This window comes from Streptomyces sp. NPDC048696 (assembly GCF_043198895.1).
GTDB lineage: Bacteria > Actinomycetota > Actinomycetes > Streptomycetales > Streptomycetaceae > Streptomyces.
This window is the reverse complement of the sequence record NZ_JBICVJ010000003.1, coordinates 1-17,172: the sequence shown is the minus strand read 5'-3', so window position 1 is coordinate 17,172 and position 17,172 is coordinate 1. Positions and strand designations below refer to the sequence as shown.

General features: G+C 73.6%; 12 protein-coding genes and 1 pseudogene. 5 read left to right on the top strand and 8 right to left on the bottom strand.

Translation table 11 applies throughout. The features are described from left to right. Nucleotides 1-62 precede the first annotated feature (62 nt). Nucleotides 63-2,273 (bottom strand): copper-translocating P-type ATPase, encoded by a 2,211-nt coding sequence (locus tag ACGFRG_RS06170; protein WP_393262692.1) that lies wholly within the window; start codon nucleotides 2,271-2,273, stop codon nucleotides 63-65. Between the two features lie 537 nt (nucleotides 2,274-2,810). After that, nucleotides 2,811-3,038, bottom strand: a pseudogene (locus tag ACGFRG_RS06165) (cation transporter); the annotation flags it as partial. A 218-nt stretch (nucleotides 3,039-3,256) separates the two neighbouring features. Between ACGFRG_RS06165 and ACGFRG_RS06160 the strand changes: the two are divergent. Further along, nucleotides 3,257-3,946, top strand: a complete 690-nt coding sequence (locus tag ACGFRG_RS06160; RefSeq protein WP_361430987.1) for a copper homeostasis protein CutC — start codon at nucleotides 3,257-3,259, stop codon at nucleotides 3,944-3,946. A gap of 341 nt (nucleotides 3,947-4,287) precedes the next feature. On the opposite strand, the gene ACGFRG_RS06155 is transcribed toward ACGFRG_RS06160, so the two are convergent. Then, nucleotides 4,288-5,511 (bottom strand): DUF2993 domain-containing protein, encoded by a 1,224-nt coding sequence (locus ACGFRG_RS06155; protein WP_393261862.1) that lies wholly within the window; start codon nucleotides 5,509-5,511, stop codon nucleotides 4,288-4,290. 257 nt (nucleotides 5,512-5,768) lie between these two features. Between ACGFRG_RS06155 and ACGFRG_RS06150 the strand changes: the two genes are divergently transcribed. Beyond that, nucleotides 5,769-6,137, top strand: a complete 369-nt coding sequence (locus tag ACGFRG_RS06150; protein ID WP_393261860.1) for a nuclear transport factor 2 family protein — start codon at nucleotides 5,769-5,771, stop codon at nucleotides 6,135-6,137. An 87-nt stretch (nucleotides 6,138-6,224) separates the two neighbouring features. Here ACGFRG_RS06150 and ACGFRG_RS06145 read toward each other — a convergent pair whose 3' ends face one another. The 3 genes from ACGFRG_RS06145 to ACGFRG_RS06135 all read right to left on the bottom strand — a co-directional run bounded on the left by ACGFRG_RS06145 (nucleotide 6,225) and on the right by ACGFRG_RS06135 (nucleotide 9,663). Next, nucleotides 6,225-6,899 (bottom strand): hypothetical protein, encoded by a 675-nt coding sequence (locus tag ACGFRG_RS06145; protein ID WP_361430984.1) that lies wholly within the window; start codon nucleotides 6,897-6,899, stop codon nucleotides 6,225-6,227. 198 nt (nucleotides 6,900-7,097) lie between these two features. Next, nucleotides 7,098-7,547, bottom strand: coding sequence for a hypothetical protein (locus ACGFRG_RS06140; RefSeq protein WP_361430983.1), 450 nt, complete (start codon nucleotides 7,545-7,547; stop codon nucleotides 7,098-7,100). 31 nt (nucleotides 7,548-7,578) lie between these two features. After that, complete coding sequence (locus tag ACGFRG_RS06135) at nucleotides 7,579-9,663, bottom strand: HelD family protein (RefSeq protein ID WP_393261858.1); 2,085 nt, start codon at nucleotides 9,661-9,663, stop codon at nucleotides 7,579-7,581. A 352-nt stretch (nucleotides 9,664-10,015) separates the two neighbouring features. On the opposite strand from ACGFRG_RS06135, the gene ACGFRG_RS06130 reads away from it, so the two are divergent. Together ACGFRG_RS06130 and ACGFRG_RS06125 are read left to right on the top strand one after the other, a co-directional pair. Next, nucleotides 10,016-10,192, top strand: coding sequence for a hypothetical protein (locus ACGFRG_RS06130; RefSeq protein WP_361430980.1), 177 nt, complete (start codon nucleotides 10,016-10,018; stop codon nucleotides 10,190-10,192). Between the two features lie 174 nt (nucleotides 10,193-10,366). Continuing rightward, nucleotides 10,367-11,437 (top strand): glycosyltransferase 87 family protein, encoded by a 1,071-nt coding sequence (locus ACGFRG_RS06125; protein WP_393262690.1) that lies wholly within the window; start codon nucleotides 10,367-10,369, stop codon nucleotides 11,435-11,437. Here the strand turns inward: ACGFRG_RS06125 and ACGFRG_RS06120 are convergent. Further along, nucleotides 11,383-13,032 (bottom strand): DNA repair helicase XPB, encoded by a 1,650-nt coding sequence (locus ACGFRG_RS06120; protein WP_361430977.1) that lies wholly within the window; start codon nucleotides 13,030-13,032, stop codon nucleotides 11,383-11,385. The two genes, ACGFRG_RS06125 and ACGFRG_RS06120, sit on opposite strands and share 55 nt — an antisense overlap. A gap of 142 nt (nucleotides 13,033-13,174) precedes the next feature. Next, nucleotides 13,175-15,814, bottom strand: a complete 2,640-nt coding sequence (locus ACGFRG_RS06115; RefSeq protein ID WP_393261854.1) for a helicase-associated domain-containing protein — start codon at nucleotides 15,812-15,814, stop codon at nucleotides 13,175-13,177. A 91-nt stretch (nucleotides 15,815-15,905) separates the two neighbouring features. Here ACGFRG_RS06115 and ACGFRG_RS06110 point away from each other — a divergent pair, with 91 nt between their 5' ends. Then, complete coding sequence (locus ACGFRG_RS06110) at nucleotides 15,906-16,967, top strand: hypothetical protein (protein ID WP_393261851.1); 1,062 nt, start codon at nucleotides 15,906-15,908, stop codon at nucleotides 16,965-16,967. The last annotated feature ends 205 nt before the right edge of the window (nucleotides 16,968-17,172 follow it).

The window sequence follows — 17,172 nt, the reverse complement described above, 5'->3', positions numbered from 1 at the left end:
GTACGCAGAGAAGTCGGCCCCGGAGTTTTCGAACCCGGGGCCGACTTCCGTATACGTACGACTCACGCCGCCTTGAAGGTCCGCAGCCGCAGTGAGTTGCCGACCACGAAGACGGACGAGAAGGCCATCGCCGCGCCCGCGATCATCGGGTTGAGGAGTCCGGCCGCGGCGAGGGGGAGGGCGGCGACGTTGTAGGCGAAGGCCCAGAACAGGTTCGTACGGATCGTGCCCAGCGTCCGGCGGGAGAGGCGGATGGCGTCGGCGGCGGCGCGCAGGTCGCCCCGTACGAGGGTGAGGTCGCCCGCCTCGATCGCGGCGTCCGTGCCCGTGCCCATCGCCAGGCCCAGGTCGGCCTGGGCGAGCGCGGCCGCGTCGTTGACGCCGTCGCCGACCATCGCCACCGAACGGCCCTCAGCCTGAAGGCGCTTGACCACGTCGACCTTGTCCTGCGGCATGACCTCGGCGATCACCTGCTCGATGCCCACCTCGGCGGCGACGGACTCGGCCACCGCGCGGTTGTCGCCGGTGAGCAGGATCGGGGTGAGGCCGAGGGCGCGCAGCCGCCGGACCGCCTCGGCGCTGGTGTCCTTGACCGCGTCGGCGACCTCCAGGACCGCCCGCGCCTCGCCGTCCCAGGCGACGAGCACGGCCGTACGTCCGGCAGCCTCGGCGGTGTGCCGGGCGCGTGCCAGGTCGGCGGGCAGGGTGATCTGCCTTCCCCAAGCTCTCGACTTCGCTCGACCAGGGGAGGCCCCATTGGCGAGCAGCTTCTCGCGGCCGACGAGGACCGCGTGGCCGTCCACGATGCCCTGCACGCCGAGGCCCGCGAGGTCGGCGAAGTCCTCGGGGGTGGGGAGCGTGCCGACCCGCTCGGCGGCGCCGTCGGCGACGGCGCGGGCTATGGGGTGCTCTGAGGCGTGCTCCAACGCGCCCGCCAGGCGCAGGACTTCGGCCTCGGTGGTGGTGGGGGCGGTGTGGATGGCGCGGAGGGTCATGCGGCCGGTGGTGACGGTGCCGGTCTTGTCGAGGACGATCGTGTCGACGCGGCGGGTGGTCTCCAGGACCTCCGGGCCCTTGATGAGGATGCCGAGCTGGGCTCCTCGTCCCGTGCCGACCATGAGGGCGGTGGGGGTGGCGAGGCCCAGGGCGCAGGGGCAGGCGATGATCAGGACGGCGACCGCCGCCGTGAACGCCGCGGTCAGGCTGTGGCCGCTGAGCAGCCAGTACGCGAGGGTGCCCAGCGCGAGGGCGATCACGACCGGGACGAACACGGCGGAGATGCGGTCCGCGAGGCGCTGGGCCGCCGCCTTGCCGTTCTGGGCGTCCTCGACGAGGCGGGCCATCCTGGCCAGCTGGGTGTCGGCGCCGACGCGGGTCGCCTCGACGACCAGGCGGCCGCCGACGTTCAGGGTGGCGCCGGTGACGGGGTCGCCGACGGTCACGTCGACCGGGACGGACTCGCCCGTCAGCATCGACGCGTCCACCGCGCTGCCGCCCTCGACGACCGTGCCGTCCGTGGCGATCTTCTCGCCGGGGCGGACGAGGAAGCGGTCGCCGGTGCGGAGGTCGGTGACGGGGATGCGGAGTTCGGTGCCGTCTGTTGCGTTCAGTACGGTGACGTCCTTGGCGCCGAGTTCCAGCAGCGCCTGCAGGGCCGCGCCCGCCTTGCGCTTCGACTTCGCCTCGAAGTAACGGCCGGCCAGGATGAACGCGGTGACGCCGGCGGCGGCTTCCAGGTAGATGTTGGAGGCGCCGCTGCCGCCGCCCGCGGTGAGCTCGAAGCCGTGGCGCATGCCGGGCATTCCGGCGTCGCCGAGGAACAGGGCCCACAGGGACCAGGTGAACGCGGCGAGCGTGCCGACGGAGATGAGCGTGTCCATCGTGGCCGCGCCGTGCCTTGCGTTGGTGAGGGCGGCGCGGTGGAAGGGGTACGCGCCCCAGACGACCACCGGCGCGGCGAGCATGAGGCTCAGCCACTGCCAGTTGTCGAACTGGAGGGCGGGGAGCATCGCCAGGGCGATGACGGGGGTGGCGAGCAGGGTCGAGACGACTAGGCGCTGCTTGAGCGCGGCAAGCCCACCCGCCCGCCCGTTCGGCGGGGTTGCGTCGGCCCGGGCCCCGGCGGGGTGGTCGACCACCGTCGGCGTCTGCACGTCCGTGCCGGGTGCGCCCGCCTGCGGCGGGCCGGGCGTCCTCCCGCCCGCCCGCCCATGCGTAGAGGTTGCGTCGGCTCGGGCCTCCGTGCCGGGGTCCTCCGCCGTCGGCGTCTGCACGTCCGTGCTGGGTGCGCCCGCCTGCGGCGGGCCGGACTTCCCACCCGCCCGCCCGTTTGAAGGGGTTGGGACGGCCCGGGTCTCTCGTGGGTGGGCACCCGCCGTCGGCGGCTGCACGTCCTTGGGTGCTGCGCCCGCCTGCGGCGGGCCGGACTTCCCACCCGCCCGCCCGTTTGAAGGGGTTGGGACGGCCCGGGTCTCTCGTGGGTGGGCACCCGCCGTCGGCGTCTGCACGTCCGTGGGTGCTGCGCCCGCCTGCGGCGGGCCGGACTTCCCACCCGCCCGCCCGTATGAAGGGGTTGCGTTGGCTCGGGCCTCCGTGCCGTGGCCGTTCGCCGTCGGCGGCCGCCCGTCCGTGCCGGGTGCACCCGCCTGCGGCGGGTGGGGCGCCCCACCGGCCGCGCCGGGCGCGCCCGCCTGCGTCCTGGCCGCCGTCGCCGCCTGCGGCCCGGCCATCGGCGCCGCCCCGGCCGTCCGCCGCGCCGCCTGCGCCTGCGGCGCCCACCGCGGCGCCACCGGCTCCGCCGTGTACCCCGTCTTGACGACCGTCGCCACCAGGTCCGTCACCCGGGTTCCGGAGCTGAAGGCGACCTTCGCCTTCTCCGTGGCGTAGTTGACCGTGGCCGTCACGCCGTCCATCCGGTTGAGCTTCTTCTCGATGCGGGCCGCGCAGGACGCGCAGGTCATGCCGCCGATGGCCAGCTCGACCTCGCCGGTCGGCGATGCGGCGGTGTCGGCGTTTGCGTGTGCGGTGCTGCTGCTCATGCGGGCGGCCCTCCCCGTTCGATGTTCGGAGTTGATACCCCCTAGGGGTATATTTTCTTGCGGGTTCAGGTATACCCCCTCCCCGTATTGGAGTGCAAGGGGGAGGAGGTGTGGATGCCGTCCGTGCTGGTGTCGGCGGTGTCGGTGCGGGCCGTGGCGCGTAGGCTGGTATTGGACTAGACCTGTTGACGTGTGGACAGCCGAGGAATTGGGGTCAGATGAGCAACCGCGCACTGCTTGAGGTGATCGCTCTCGACGCGGAGGACGCCGTCGCGGCGCAGGCGGGCGGGGCGGACCGTCTTGAGCTGGTCACCGACATGGCGGCCGACGGGCTGACCCCGTCCCGGGAGACCTTCGCGGCGATCCGCGCCGCCGTGGACATCCCGCTGCGCGTGATGCTCCGCTCGGCGGACGGGTTCGCGGCGGGGGACGTGGACGCGCTCGTACGCGACGCGCGGGCGCTGCGGGCCGAGGGCGCGGAGGAGTTCGTGCTGGGGTTCCTCGACGACGCCGGGGCGCCGGACATGGTGGCCGTGCGGGCGCTGGTGGCGGAGCTGGACGGGTGCCGGTGGACGTTCCACCGGGCGATCGACCGGGCCGCCGACCGGGACGGGCTGCGCAAGGAGCTGGCGGGGGTGGCGGGGCTCGACACGTATCTGACGGCCGGTGCGGCGGGAGGTGTCGACGACGGTCTTTCGACGCTGGTCGCCGAGGCGGGACGTTCTGGTGAGCCCGGTTACGAGCCGCGGATCCTGGTGGGCGGCGGGCTGCGACTCGACCACCTGCCGGTGCTGCGCCGCGCCGGGGTCGACGCGGTCCACATCGGGGGCGCGTCGCGGCCCGGCGGCTGGGACGCACCGGTGGCGGCGGACGCGGTCGCGCAGTGGCGCCGGGCCCTGGACGCGTAGCCCCACCCCGCCCCTTCACCTAAACCCTCCGGGGGTGGGTGGGGGAGGGGGAGGGGGAGGTTTTCCCGGGGCTCCGCCCCGGACCCCTTCGCGGGGCCTGCGGCCCCTGCACCCCGCTTTCGGGGCCCCGCCCCGGACCCCGGGCGGGGGCTCCGCCCCTGCACCCCGCTTCGGGGCCCTGCCCCGGGACCCCGGGCGGGGGCTGCGTCCCTGCACCCCGCTCCTGCACCCCGCTCGGGGCTCCGCTCCTGCACCCCGCTCGGGGCTCCGCCCCTGCACCCCGCTCGGGGCCCTGCCCCGGGAACCCGGCCGGGGTGGGTGGGGGATGGGGGCTTCGCCCCCTACTTCCCCACCCCCACCTCCACCCCCGAAACCGTCGCCACAACGCCCCCCTCCTCCACCCGCACATCCCGTATCTGCAACTCCCGCGCCTCCTTCGGGAGTGTGAACGAGAAGGACAGGCGGTCGGAGAGTTCCGGGGGGCGCATCGCGATCAGGCCCGTCAGCAGTTTCGGGTCTATGCCTATCTTCGACAGGAGCCAGGGGTGGTCGGCGACCACGTCGACCAGGTTGACCTGGGTCAGCTGGTCCAGGAAGCGGGGTGTGCCGGTCAGCTCGTGCAGCTTCGACTCGTTGCGCAGCGCCAGGTCCACGTCCTTCTGCGGGACTCCCAGCCGCTGCACCACCGCCGGTACCGACAGCAGCGCCTTCACCCGTGCCGTGTCGCGGCTGATGAGTTCGGCGGTCTCCCGGTGCAGCGTCAGGCCGCGGTTGCGGCCCGGCCGGTACGTGGCGAGGCCCGGCATGTCGAGGCTCATGCCGTCGATGTCCGTGGCCAGGCCACTCGTGCCGACGGGTCGTACCTGGGCCTCGGCCCGTACGCGCAGCTCCTGCCCGGCGATGCTCAGCTTGCCGTCCGCGCCCACCGTGTTGTCGCTCACCCGGCTGAACTTCAGCTGTGAGGCCGTGAGTTCGCGGTTCATGTCGTCGAAGGACAGGGTGACCCGGCCGTTGAGGCTGCCGATGACCGCGCTGCGGATGTCGTTCGGCAGATCCCCCGTCAGCTTGATGTCCCGCGCACTGGCCTGCACCTTCGTGAGCGACACCCGGTCGGCCGCCACATGCGGCACGGTCACGTCCACCCGGTCCAGATGCTTGTCCAGGACCTGGGTGAGGAACGGGAATCCATGGATGTCCACCTGCGGGGCGGCCGCGAGGTGGAGTTCGTCCTGGAGCGCCCGCTGCGCCTTCTTCTCCGCGTACATCGCCGCGCACCGGTCCGCGAGCACCAGGAACCCGACCAGCACGACCAGCGCGAACAGCAGCTTGGCCAGCCGGGGGAGCGCGGCGAACGGGCTGCGCCGGCGCCGTCGGCTGCGCCTGGCGCGGCGGCCGTTCCCGGACCGCCGGTGGTCGGGCGGGGACCACGGGTCGTCCTCCGGCTCGGCGTACATGATGCCGAGGTCGAGGGGGAGGAGCCGCGGTGGGGGCGCGGGGTCCAGCTCGGGGTCGGGGTCGGCGAGCGCGGCCAGTTCGTCGTAGGGATTGCGGGGACGGGACGGCATGCGTGTGGGGGGTCGCATCAGCTCATCCCATCACACGCACCCCATTCGCATGAAAGTGCTACCAGCGGTACGTCCGAAAGCGGCGGCGGCACCGCTACCCGGCCACCGGCGATGTGATCGTTCACGGAAACCGCCTTCCCGGAAGCGCCACTGTGATGGTGTGGCCTTCTGCGTACGAGTACGAGTACGAGTCCAGGGAGGCCGCCTTGTCCCGAACGCCGCGGCAGATCTTCGAGAGTTGCGTCTACGCCGGTGCCGTGACCCGGAATGCCGACGCCTTCGCCGAGAACTTCACCGTGGACGGTGTCTTCGAGGCGCCGCTCGTGCCCGTCGACGCCGCCTTCCCCCGGAGGCTGGTGGGTCGCGAGGAGATCCGTGGCGGCATGGCGGCGTACTACGAGCGACAGGCCAAGGACCTGCGCTCGCCCAACCTTGAGAAGTCCCAATACGTACTGCACACCACCGCCGATCCCGACGTGTTCATCGCCGAGATCGACACGGTCTTCGACGGGGACGGGGATGGGGACGCAGGTGACGTGGCCGTCTCGCTGGTCCAGATCTTTCGTATCCGCGACGGGAAGATCGCCCGCCTGCGGGACTATTTCGGGCCCGAGCTCATGAGCTGAGGGCCCAGGACCCGCAGGGCCCGGCGCTCGCCCTGTCGCCGGCCGCGTGGGCGGAGTTCGTCCCGTACGCGGCCGGCCAGGAGCGGGCTACTTCCAGATCAGGCCCTTGCCGAGCGTCATGAACGGGTCGCCCCAGTACTCCGCCGACGCCACCGCCGTCGTCGCCGACGGGGCCAGCGCGATCGCGCAGCCCTGCTGCGTCTTGCCGTTCGTGAAGTCCTTGGGCAGCGCGTCGCTGTTGCACTTCTCGAACGTGCCGATGATCGTCAGGTCCTGCGCCTCGCTGCCGTCCCCGAGGTGGCCCTTGATGTGGCCCACGGAGGCGTAGTCGAGGGGCGTGGTGCCGATGTTCTTGACCGAGTAGTGGATGTAGTACGGGACCTTGCCGGACGCCTTGTCGCCGAGCTTGAGCGGCGCCAGGTCGGCGGGGGCGCCCTTCTCGATCGAGGTGACGGTCAGGGCGATCCGGCCCTTGGTGGTGGTGCCGTACTTGAACGGGAACTGCGCCGCCTCGCCGATCTTGAACGTCTGCCCGCCCTTGGCGTCACCGGCGGCCCCGCCCTGATCGGCGGGGGCGCTCGGCTGGGTGGACTGGCCGGGCTGCGACGACGGCGACGCGGGCGAACTCGGCGCGGCGGTCGGGCTCTTGGTCGCCCCGTCCGAGCTGTCGTCGCTCTTGCACGCGCTCAGCGCGAGCGAACCGACGACGACCAGACCGGCCGCACCGAGCGTGGTGGCCTTGCGCATGGCGAAGATGCTCATGTTCGTACTCCCCCGTGACTGTGGTGACTGTGGAACGCCTGTGTCCGGCGATCTCTGCGAACAGAGTTCCTAGTCCAGGAGCGACCGGCTCCGCCATGCCGATGACCGATTTGCGTAGGCCCGTGGCCGATTCATGACCGCTTCAATACCAAAGCGGTACGAGGCCCGTACGTATCGCCACGCGTCCGCCGGGGTCCCTCACAGCTTCCGCAACACCCCGCGCCAGCCCCAGCCCGCCTCCAGAACCGTGTCCCGCAGGGCATCCCTCATGTCCGAGGTCCTGACGTTCAGCGTCTCGACGAGGTGCCGACGGCCGTCCGCGCCCCGCTCGTACGTCCACTCCTTGTGGACGCCCGACATCTGCCCGCGCCCGTACGTGTGCTCCTTCGCGTCCCACCGCTCTTCGAGCGCCCGCACCTCGTGCCGCTCCCGGTCCAGGCGCATCCGGACCTTGAGCCTCAGCCCCAGCTCCCCGATCCGCCACTCCGCCGCCAGGTCCGCCCTCTCCTGGGCGAAGGCCTCGCGTACGCGGTACGGCACGTCCGGGCCGCCCAGCGCGAGCAGCGCGGCCCGGACCTCGGTGGCGGAACGCGGTACGACGCCGCTCTCCGGGAAGCGGGTGCCGGTCAGTCTGGTGAAGATCCCCATGGCGTGCTCTGTCCCCCGTGGTCAGTCGTGGTCAGTCGGTCTCGGTGAGCTGCGGCGGCAGCGGCGCCGCGTGGCACACCGTCAGGCCCGACACCGCTCGCGTCAGCGCCACGTACAGGCGGCGCAGGCCCGTGCGTTCGTCCGGCTCGCCGTCGACCACGGCGGCGGGCTCGTCCAGGACCACGTAGTCGTACTCCAGGCCCTTCGCCAGCGACGCCGGGACCAGGGTGAGCCGGGACTCGGACGTCGTCTCCTCGCCGGGGGCCAGGAACACCATCCCCGCCGCCGTCAGCGCCTCGGCGAGCGCCGGTACGCGCGCGTCCGCCGCGATCAGGCCCGTCGAGCCCTCGTGCGCCAGCGCCTCGCGGCAGGCCGCCAGGACGTCCGTGTCGAGATCCGCCGACTCGCGTACGTCCAGCGCCCCCGGCGTCTCACGGACGGACTCCACCGGGGTCAGGCCCGGCGAGATCGACGGCAGCAGCCGGGACGCGTACGCGATCACCTCGCGGGGCACGCGGAAACCGGCCGTCAGCTCCTCCACGACCGCGTCCGCCTTGCCCAGATGGCGCAGCGCCTCGGCCCAACTGGCCGTCGCCCAGGGCGTGGTGCCCTGCGCGAGGTCGCCGAGGACCGTCGCCGAGCCGGTCGAGCAGCGGCGGCCGACCGCCCGGTACTGCATGGGGGAGAGGTCCTGCGCCTCGTCGATCACCACATGGCCGAGCGAGTGCGTCCGCGCCACCAGGTCGTTCGCCTCGTCGATCAGCACCGCGTCCGCCGCCGACCACTTCGCGCTCTTCACGCTCCGCGCGGGCTTGGCCCACAGGATCGTCTTCTGCTCGTCGGCGCTCAGCACGCCCTCCGCGCTGGCGGCCAGGAACTCCGGGTCGCACAGCAGGCGCAGCACCAGCTTCGCCGGGTCCACCTGCGGCCAGACCGCCTTGACCACCGCCTTCACGGCCGCGTTGCGCGCCACCGCGTCCTGCACCCGGTCGTCCGGCGCCTCGCCCGCCTGCTCCATCCGGACCAGGACGGCGTGCGCGATGCGCTGCGGCAGGGCCTCGTGGGCCGCGCCGTAGCGGATGTCGCGGTCCATCAACTCCTGGACGATCTCCGCGATCTCGTACGCCGGGACCCGCCAGCGGCGCGAGCCGCGCACCACCACCAGCGGCTCGGTGGGCATCGTGATGTGCGAGCGGACCGCGCGGCGCAGCACCTCGGCCATCCGGGCGTCGCCCTTGACGACGGCGGCGGGCGCCTCGTCGACGCCCTTGACCTCGACGTGCGCCACCAGGTCGGCCACCGTCGCCTGCTTGACCTCCAACTCGCCGAGCGCGGGCAGTACTTGCTCGATGTAGTGCAGGAAGGACGCGTTCGGCCCGATCACCAGCGTGCCGGTGCGCGCCAGGCGCTCGCGGTGCGCGTAGAGCAGATACGCGACCCGGTGCAGGCCCACGGCGGTCTTCCCGGTGCCGGGGCCGCCCTGCACGCACACCGAACCGGAGAGCCCCGACCGTACGATCTCGTCCTGCTCCGGCTGGATGGTCGCCACGATGTCCCGCATGGGACCGACGCGCGGGCGCTCGATCTCCTGCTGGAGCAGCTTGCTGGTGCAGGCCGTCTCCGCCGGGTCGCTCAGGTGCTCGTCCTCGTACGCGGTGAGGTCGCCGCCGGTGTAGCCGAAGCGGCGGCGCAGGCCGATGTCCATGGCGTCCTTCTTGGACGCCCGGTAGAACGGCTGCGAGACCGGCGCACGCCAGTCGATCACCATCGGGTCGCCCTCGGCGTCGTGCACATGGCGGCGGCCGATGTAGAACTGCTCGCCCTCCGCGCCTTCGGCCTGGTCGGCGCCCGGGGCGTGCAGATAGTCGAGGCGGCCGAAGAAGAGCGGGGTGTGCGAGAGGTCGGCGAGCGCCTTGACGCGATCTTCGATCTGGCGCTCCAGGACGGCGGCGTTCACCCAGTTCGCGGTGACGTCGCGGATGTCCAGGGCCTCCACGTCCTCGCGCATCGCCCGCAGGGCGGCGCGGGAGGAGGTGAGGTGGGCGCGCTCGCGCGCGAGCGGGTCGGCCGGGTCGGTGTCGTGGGCGGGGTCGTCTGCGGGTGCGTGCGCGGGCACGGTGCTGCCTCCGGGCTTGCGGCTTGCGGTTCACGGTTCGCGGTTCGCCCTGCGTCAGGGCGGCCGGCCGGTTTCCGTCCGGGCGGCGGCGCTCCTCGCGAGGAGGCGGGAAGGGGAGATTCTAGCCAGCGGCGCGGAGGCGGTCGAACGGTTTTCCGGCGGCGCGCCCCTCGCTGGAGGCCGGTGGACCTCGGGCCGGACCTCGGGCCGGAGCTCGGTCTACGGGGTGACCCCTAGGGAGCGGGGTCCTACCCGTAGGGGATGGGGTTGGACCAGAGGTGGACATGGTGGCGGTCCGGGTTCAGCCCGCAGAGCGATGCAACGGGCGTGGTGGAAAACCATCATTGAGTACATGAGCACCGTGACCTTCACCCCCGCGTCCACCACCCACTCCGACAGCCACAAGGGCCACCACGGCCACCCCGTCGGCAACGCGCTGCGCGCCGCGAAGGCGTTCGCCGGGGCCGCGCTGAGCGTCGTCGTCCTCGGGGAGTACTCCGAAGAGGCGGGTGTGCGCCGCCGCCGCTGAGCCTGACGGTCAGGGGCCGCCGGGTCCCCTAGGGTCGCGGCCGTGAAGTGCCGGACCGTGACAAGAGATTCACTCCCCGTAACCCATTCCTCTCCCGTGACAGGCGCGCTGTCGCTCGTCCTCGCCCTGTCCCCCGTCGCGCTCGCGGCACTCTGTATCGCCCTCCGGATCCCCATGGCGGACGCCCTGGTCTACCGGGCGGAGGGCGCGGCCGTCGCGAACGGCACCGATCTGTACGGCTTCACCGTCACCCCGTGGCACCTGCCCGCCACCTACCCCCCGTTCGCCGCCCTCCTCTTCGTCCCGGCCGCCTGGCTGCCGCTCACGGCGCTCAAGGTGGCCTTCGCCGTCGGGAACGCGGCGCTGCTCGCCCTCCTGGTGCGGCTCTCCTGCCGCTTCGCCGAGATCGCCCCCCGCCCCTGGCCGGTACTCGCCGCCACCGCCGCCGGGCTGTGGCTGGAACCGGTGTTCCAGACGCTCCTGTTCGGCCAGATCAACCTCGCCCTCGCCTGCCTGGTCCTGTGGGACCTCACCAGGCCCCCGGGCGCCCTGGGCAAGGGCGTCGCCGTCGGCGTCGCGGCGGGCGTCAAGCTCACGCCCGCGATCTTCCTCCTGTACGCGCTGCTCAGAGGCAGAAAGCGGGAGGCGGCCACCGGGGCGGCCGCCTTCGCCGCGACCGTGCTGCTCGGCGCGCTCGTCCTGCCCGGCGCCAGCGCGGAGTTCTGGACGCGGCGCCTGTACGAGACCGACCGCGTCGGCAAGGCGTGGATCGTCGACAACCAGTCGCTTCAGGGGCTGCTCGCCCGGCTGCTGCACACGCCCGCGCCGGGCGCGGTGTGGTGGGCGGCGGCGGGCGCGGTCGCGGCGGCGGGCCTGTGGACGGCCCGCCGCGTCGACGAGCGCTGGGGCGTCCTGGTCGTCGCCGTCACCGCGCTGCTGATCTCCCCGATCAGCTGGTCGCACCACTGGGTGTGGTGCGTCCCGCTGCTCGCCCTCCTGCTGGCCGAGGGCCGGATCCGTATCGCCGTGGCCGTCGCCGTGGTCTTCACCGCCCGCACCCTGTGGCTGGTGCCGCACCAGGGGGATCTTGACCTTCATCTCCCCTGGTGGCAGCAGCCGTTGGCGTCCCCGTACCCGCTGCTGGGGCTCGCCGTCCTGGGCGGGGCTGCATGGCGGGCCCGGGCCGGGACTCAGCCGATGTCGCCCGCCAGCAGGTCGTCCGCGTCGACGATGCGGTACGCGTAGCCCTGCTCGGCCAGGAAGCGCTGGCGGTGGGCGGCGAAGTCCTGGTCGATGGTGTCGCGCGCGACCACCGAGTAGAAGTGCGCCTGGTGGCCGTCGGCCTTCGGGCGCAGGACGCGGCCCAGGCGCTGCGCCTCCTCCTGCCGGGACCCGAAGGTGCCCGAGACCTGGATGGCGACGGTCGCCTCCGGCAGGTCGATGGAGAAGTTCGCGACCTTGGAGACGACCAGCACACTGATCTCGCCCTGCCGGAACGCGTCGAACAGCTTCTCGCGCTGCGCGTTGGAGGTCTCGCCCTTGATCACGGGCGCCTTCAAGTGCTCGCCCAGCTCGTCGAGTTGGTCGATGTACTGCCCGATGACCAGGATCTGCTGGCCCGCGAACTTCCGTACCAGCGCCTCCGTCACCTTCCGCTTGGTCGCGGTGGTCGCGCAGAACCGGTACTTCTCCTCGGTCTCGGCGGTCGCGTACGCAAGGCGCTCGCTGTCCGTGAGATTGACCCGGACCTCGACGCAGTCGGCGGGCGCGATGTAGCCCTGCGCCTCGATCTCCTTCCACGGCGCGTCGAACCGCTTGGGCCCGATGAGCGAGAAGACGTCCGACTCGCGGCCGTCCTCCCGTACGAGGGTCGCGGTCAGCCCGAGGCGGCGGCGCGCCTGGAGATCGGCGGTGAACTTGAAGACGGGCGCGGGCAGCAGATGCACCTCGTCGTAGACGATCAGGCCCCAGTCGCGCGAGTCGAAGAGCTCCAGGTGCGGATAGACGCCCTTACGGCGGGTGGTCAGCACCTGGTACGTGGCGATGGTGACGGGCCGGATCTCCTTGCGCGTCCCGCTGTACTCGCCGATCTCGTCCTCGGTCAGCGAGGTCCGCTTCACCAGCTCGTGCTTCCACTGCCGGGCCGAGACGGTGTTGGTGACCAGGATCAGCGTGGTGGCCTTGGCCTGCGCCATCGCCCCGGCCCCGACCAGCGTCTTGCCGGCGCCGCAGGGCAGCACGACCACACCGCTGCCGCCGTGCCAGAACCCCTCGACGGCCTGCTTCTGGTACGGGCGAAGGGACCAGCCGTCCTCGGCGAGCTCGATGGGGTGCGCCTCGCCGTCCACGTATCCGGCCAGGTCCTCGGCGGGCCAGCCGAGCTTCAGCAGGGTCTGCTTGATCTGGCCGCGCTCGGAGGGGTGCACGGCGACGGTGTCCGCGTCGATCCGGGCCCCGACCAGCGGGACGACCTTCTTGGAACGGAGGATCTCCTCCAGCACCGGCCGGTCGGTGGTGGTCAGGACCAGGCCGTGCACCGGGTGCTTGCTGAGGGTGAGGCGGCCGTAGCGCGCCATGGTCTCGGCGACGTCGACGAGCAGCGCGTGCGGCACGGGGTAGCGCGAGAACTCGACCAGCGCGTCCACCACCTGCTCGGCGTCGTGCCCGGCCGCGCGCGCGTTCCACAGCCCCAGCGGGGTCACCCGGTAGGTGTGGATGTGCTCCGGCGCCCGCTCCAGCTCGGCGAAGGGCGCGATGGCACGGCGGCAGGCGTCGGCCTGCTCATGGTCGACTTCCAGGAGCAGGGTCTTGTCCGACTGGACGATCAGTGGCCCGTTCACGCGGTGCACCCTCATTCCGTACGTACGTGGAGGCGGCGAAACCTCCAGTGTGCCTGAGCCGGGAGGAATGCGGGGCGGTCCCTTGTGCGGCCCGGGTCTTTGGTCCCTGGTTTTCCGGCGCCCGGGTTTTCGGGCGCCCGGCTCAGGCCGAGTCGTCGGCGTCGGCCAGCTCCGCGACGCCCGTGATCCGGTGCAGCGGATACGTACGCACCTCGTCGGCGGTGTGGTCGTAGCCCGTCACGAAGCCGCCCTCGACGCGGACCGGGGCGATCACGCGCTGGCTGGCCGCGCCGTCCGCGTTCACATAGCCGATCCAGACGGCCGAGCCGGTCATGGCCGCGGCCTGGACGGTCGCCAGGGTCTCGGCCGGGGTGGTCCGGGGCAGCGCGCCGGGCTCGGCGGGCCCGGCCGCCGCCGTGGTGCGCGGCTGCTCCTTGCGTACGACCGTGGCGGCCTCGTCGCCCGCGCGGATCGCCCGCACCGCCGCGCCCAGCAGGGTGTCGTCCGGCAGCGGCGGGCCCTCCGGGACGGGGACGGGCGGGGTGCGGGGCGGGGTGCGGCGGGTGTCGGCGCGGGCGATCACCACATCGCCCTCGGCGGACTCGGCGGCCGGGGCGAACCCCATCGCGCGCAGCAGCTCCAGGAGCGAGGCGGGGTCGGCCTGGGCGGCGAGCACGGTCGGGGCGAGCCGGCGCAGGCGCAGGGCGGCGGACCGCTTGTCCGCGACGATCTCGTCGAGCAGCGCGTCGTCGTCGCAGCGCACATACGCCGAGGCGGCGCCGACCCGCAGATGGCCGTGGCGGCGGGCCACGTCGTCGATGAGATAGCTGAGCGGCTGCGGCACCGGCGTACGGCTGTGCGCGGCCAGGAACGCGTGCAGATCGGAGGCGGCCTGCCCGGCGTCGAGGGCGCGCCGCACGGAGGCGGGCGTGAATCGGTAGACCGTCGCGCCACCCTTCGACTCGATGTCCGCGAGGACGTTCAGGGTCGCGGCGAGCGGGCGGCGCAGCGGGCCCGGGGCGACGGCGGTCAGGTCGGCCTGGAGCAGGACGTGGTCCACGGGCTCGGGCAGATGCGGCGCGAGCGCGGCGGCGGCGGAGAGGCCGAGCAGGGTGGTGGTCCCGGGTGACGCGGCCGGTTCGAGGAGCGCGCGGCCGTGCGCGGAGAGGGCGCCGCGCCCGGTCACGCCCAGCAACTCGGCCTCGTCCAGGGTCCATTGAGCCAGCTTGGGGCGCAGGTCCTCGGGGCCGGTGCGGGCCGGGTGCTCCCAGCGCAGCCGGTCGAGCAGCGTCCCCGGGTCGGGGGCGGCGCCCTCGGGCAGGCGGGCGAGCAGCGTCAGGACGCGGTGGCGGACCTCGGGCGCCGGGGAGCGGTCCAGGTCGGGGCCGAGCGCGGACAGGGTGCGGCCCCGGGTGTCCTGGCCGCCGACGAGACCCGGGGTGCGGGTCGCCGAGAGCCAGGCGGCGGCCAGGCGCGACCAGCGTTCGGCGGGCGGCAGCTCCAGCCAGTCGTCGCAGGCGGGCGTGGGCGCGTACCGCTCGTCGGCCTCGCCGTCGGAGGCCACAAGCCCGGCCGCGTAGGCGAGTTCGAGCCAGAACGCGGCGGTCTGCTCGGTGGTGTCGAGCGCGACGGCCGTCCGCTTCAGGTCGCGCACGCTCAGGCCGCCCGCGCGCAGCACGGCCGGGCCGCCCTCGTCCCACTCGGCCAGCAGGTCCTCGATCATGGTCAGCGCGGTCAGCGCCTGGCCCGCCGCCGTGCTGTCGACGACCCTCGGCGCGTACTCGCGCGCCGGCGCGACGGCGGGCGCGACCGGCTCGGGCGCCCGGTGCGCGCGCCCGGCGCGCAGATGCAGGGCGACCTCGCGGGGCAGCACGAGCGTGCGGGCGGAGGTCGGCAGCAGCAGGCCGTGGTCGCGCAGCCAGCGCACGGGCGGCGGCGGATCCGCCGACACCTCCCCGTACGGCGGCCCCCACACCAGCCGGTCGAGCACGCCCAGCGCCTCCGGCCCAGCGGTGTCCAGGAGCTCCGACATCCGCTGCCGGTCGGTGAAGAGCGAGGTCAGCGCGGCGACGGCGGAGACGGGGTCATGGGTGGCGGGCAGCCCGACGGCCCGCAGGATCTCCTGGACCCGCCCCGGCGACATCCCGGCCGTGGCCTCGGCGACGGTCGGGCCGAGGCCGGTGGGGGAGGGGTGCGCGGGGGAGGGCGCGAGCAGTTCGCGTGCGGTACGTACGAGGCGCAGCCGGTCGTCGCCGCCCCAGACCAGCGCCTGCTCCCGCAGTGCGGTGAGCGCGCCGGGCAGCGCGGCCTCGACCGCCCGGTCGCCGTCGTCGCCGCCGAGCAGCGCGAGCAGGACGTCGTACGGGGCCGGGTCGGGCGCGACCGCCAGCGCCTGCGCTGTCTGCAGCGCGAACCGGTCGAGACGTTCCAGCGCCCGCACGACGGAGGCCCGTGTCCCGGCCCGGGTCGCGAGCTGCGTCAGATCGCTCGGTACGGGGGTGAGCAGATCGGGCCGGGCGCGCAGGAGGGCGGCGAGGGAGGCGTCGGGACGGGAGCGGAGGGCTTCGGCGAGGGTGCGGGGGGCGGTGGCGGGGGTGCTTGCGGAGGTGCCTGTGAAGGCGCGGGTGTCCGTGCCGGAGGTGGCATCCGCGCCGGAGCCGCTGGACGTGCCGCCGGGGGCGGACGCGGCCGTGCCGGAGGTGCCGTCCGCGCTCGGCGTGCCGCTCGCTCCGGTTGTTGCTTCGGGCACGTGCGCCTCCTGGTTGCGCTCGCCGGTCCCCATCCGCCCCACGGTAGCCGCTGCGCGCTACCGTCAGGGCAGGGAGGCGGCGGCGGGCCCCGGCGGGGCGGGTCGGGGCACGGAGGGGAACGGCGTGGGGATCGAGAGCGACCAGCTGGTCTACGACTATCTGAGCCGGGTCGGCGACCTGGCCCAGCAGCGGCAGCTGCCTTCGGGCACGCGGATGCGCCTGGTGTCGTCGCTGCGCGACGAGATCGACCGCAGACGGGCGAAGTACGGCAGCGACACCCCGGCCGCGGTGCGCCGGATCCTGGGGCGGCTGGGTACGCCGGACGAGGTGGTCGAGTCGGTCGCCGTCGGCGGGGAGTACGCGGCGCCGCCCGAGGTGGAGGCGGCGGGGCGGGGAGTGCCCGGGCAGCGGGACGGGGGGCGGTCCGGCGACACGGGGCCGCCGAAACTGTTCCCGCGCCGGCTTCCGAAGCTTCCGCGCCCGCGCGCGTCGTCGCCCTCGGCGGGCGTGACCGACCCCGAGCCGTCCCGGACCGCCGCGTCACCGCCGCACCTCGCGGGCATGGACGAACTCGGCCCGTCCGACGGCGAACCCGACTGGTGGCGCATCGAGCAGGGCCCGTTCGCGGGCGGGCCCGGGGAGTCGGTGGCGGGGTTCGTGGGCGGGGTGGAGATCCCGGAGATATTGAAGCCGCCCGTGAAGGAGGAAGAGGGCGAGGAGGAGCTGGAGGAGGACGGTGCGGGGGAGCCGGAGGAGGCGGTCGAGTCACCGCCCTCCGAGACCCGGCCCCGGCGCTGGCGAGCCCTGATCCCGTCCAAGCGACGCTCGGCACCGGCCCGCTCCGGCCCCGGCTTCACCAACCCCTTGCTGCTGCTCTCGGCGGCGCTCCTGGTGGGCGGGGCGTTGTTCGGCAACCTGTACGCGCTGGGCGGCGGTTGGCTGCTCGCGTACCTCTCGCGGCGGCTGACGCCCGCGGAGAAGAAGTGGGGGGTCCTCGGCCTGCCCGCGCTGACCCTGGCGGGCGGCCTGGTCTGGCTCTGGGGGCGCCGCGACGGGCGCTGGGGCGCGCCGATAGCCGAGGGGGCGGTGGGGGATGCGGCGGCGGGGATGTGGCCGTGGCTGCTCCGTATCGCGGCGGTGTCGCTGGCGCTGTTCGTGGCCTGGCGCTCGCAGCGGGCGCGGTGACGACGGGTGCGGTGGTTCGCCTGCGGGCCGGGTGGGGCTGACGCCGGTCGTCCCCAACCCCACCCCTTCCCAAAAGCCTCCGGCGGTGGCCGGTCGTCTGCGGGTGGGTGGGGGCTGGTCGCGCAGTTCCCCGCGCCCCTTGATGGGCCCTGCGGGCCCTCCTGGAGATGGGCCCGGAGGGCCCTCTTAGGGGCGCGGGGAACTG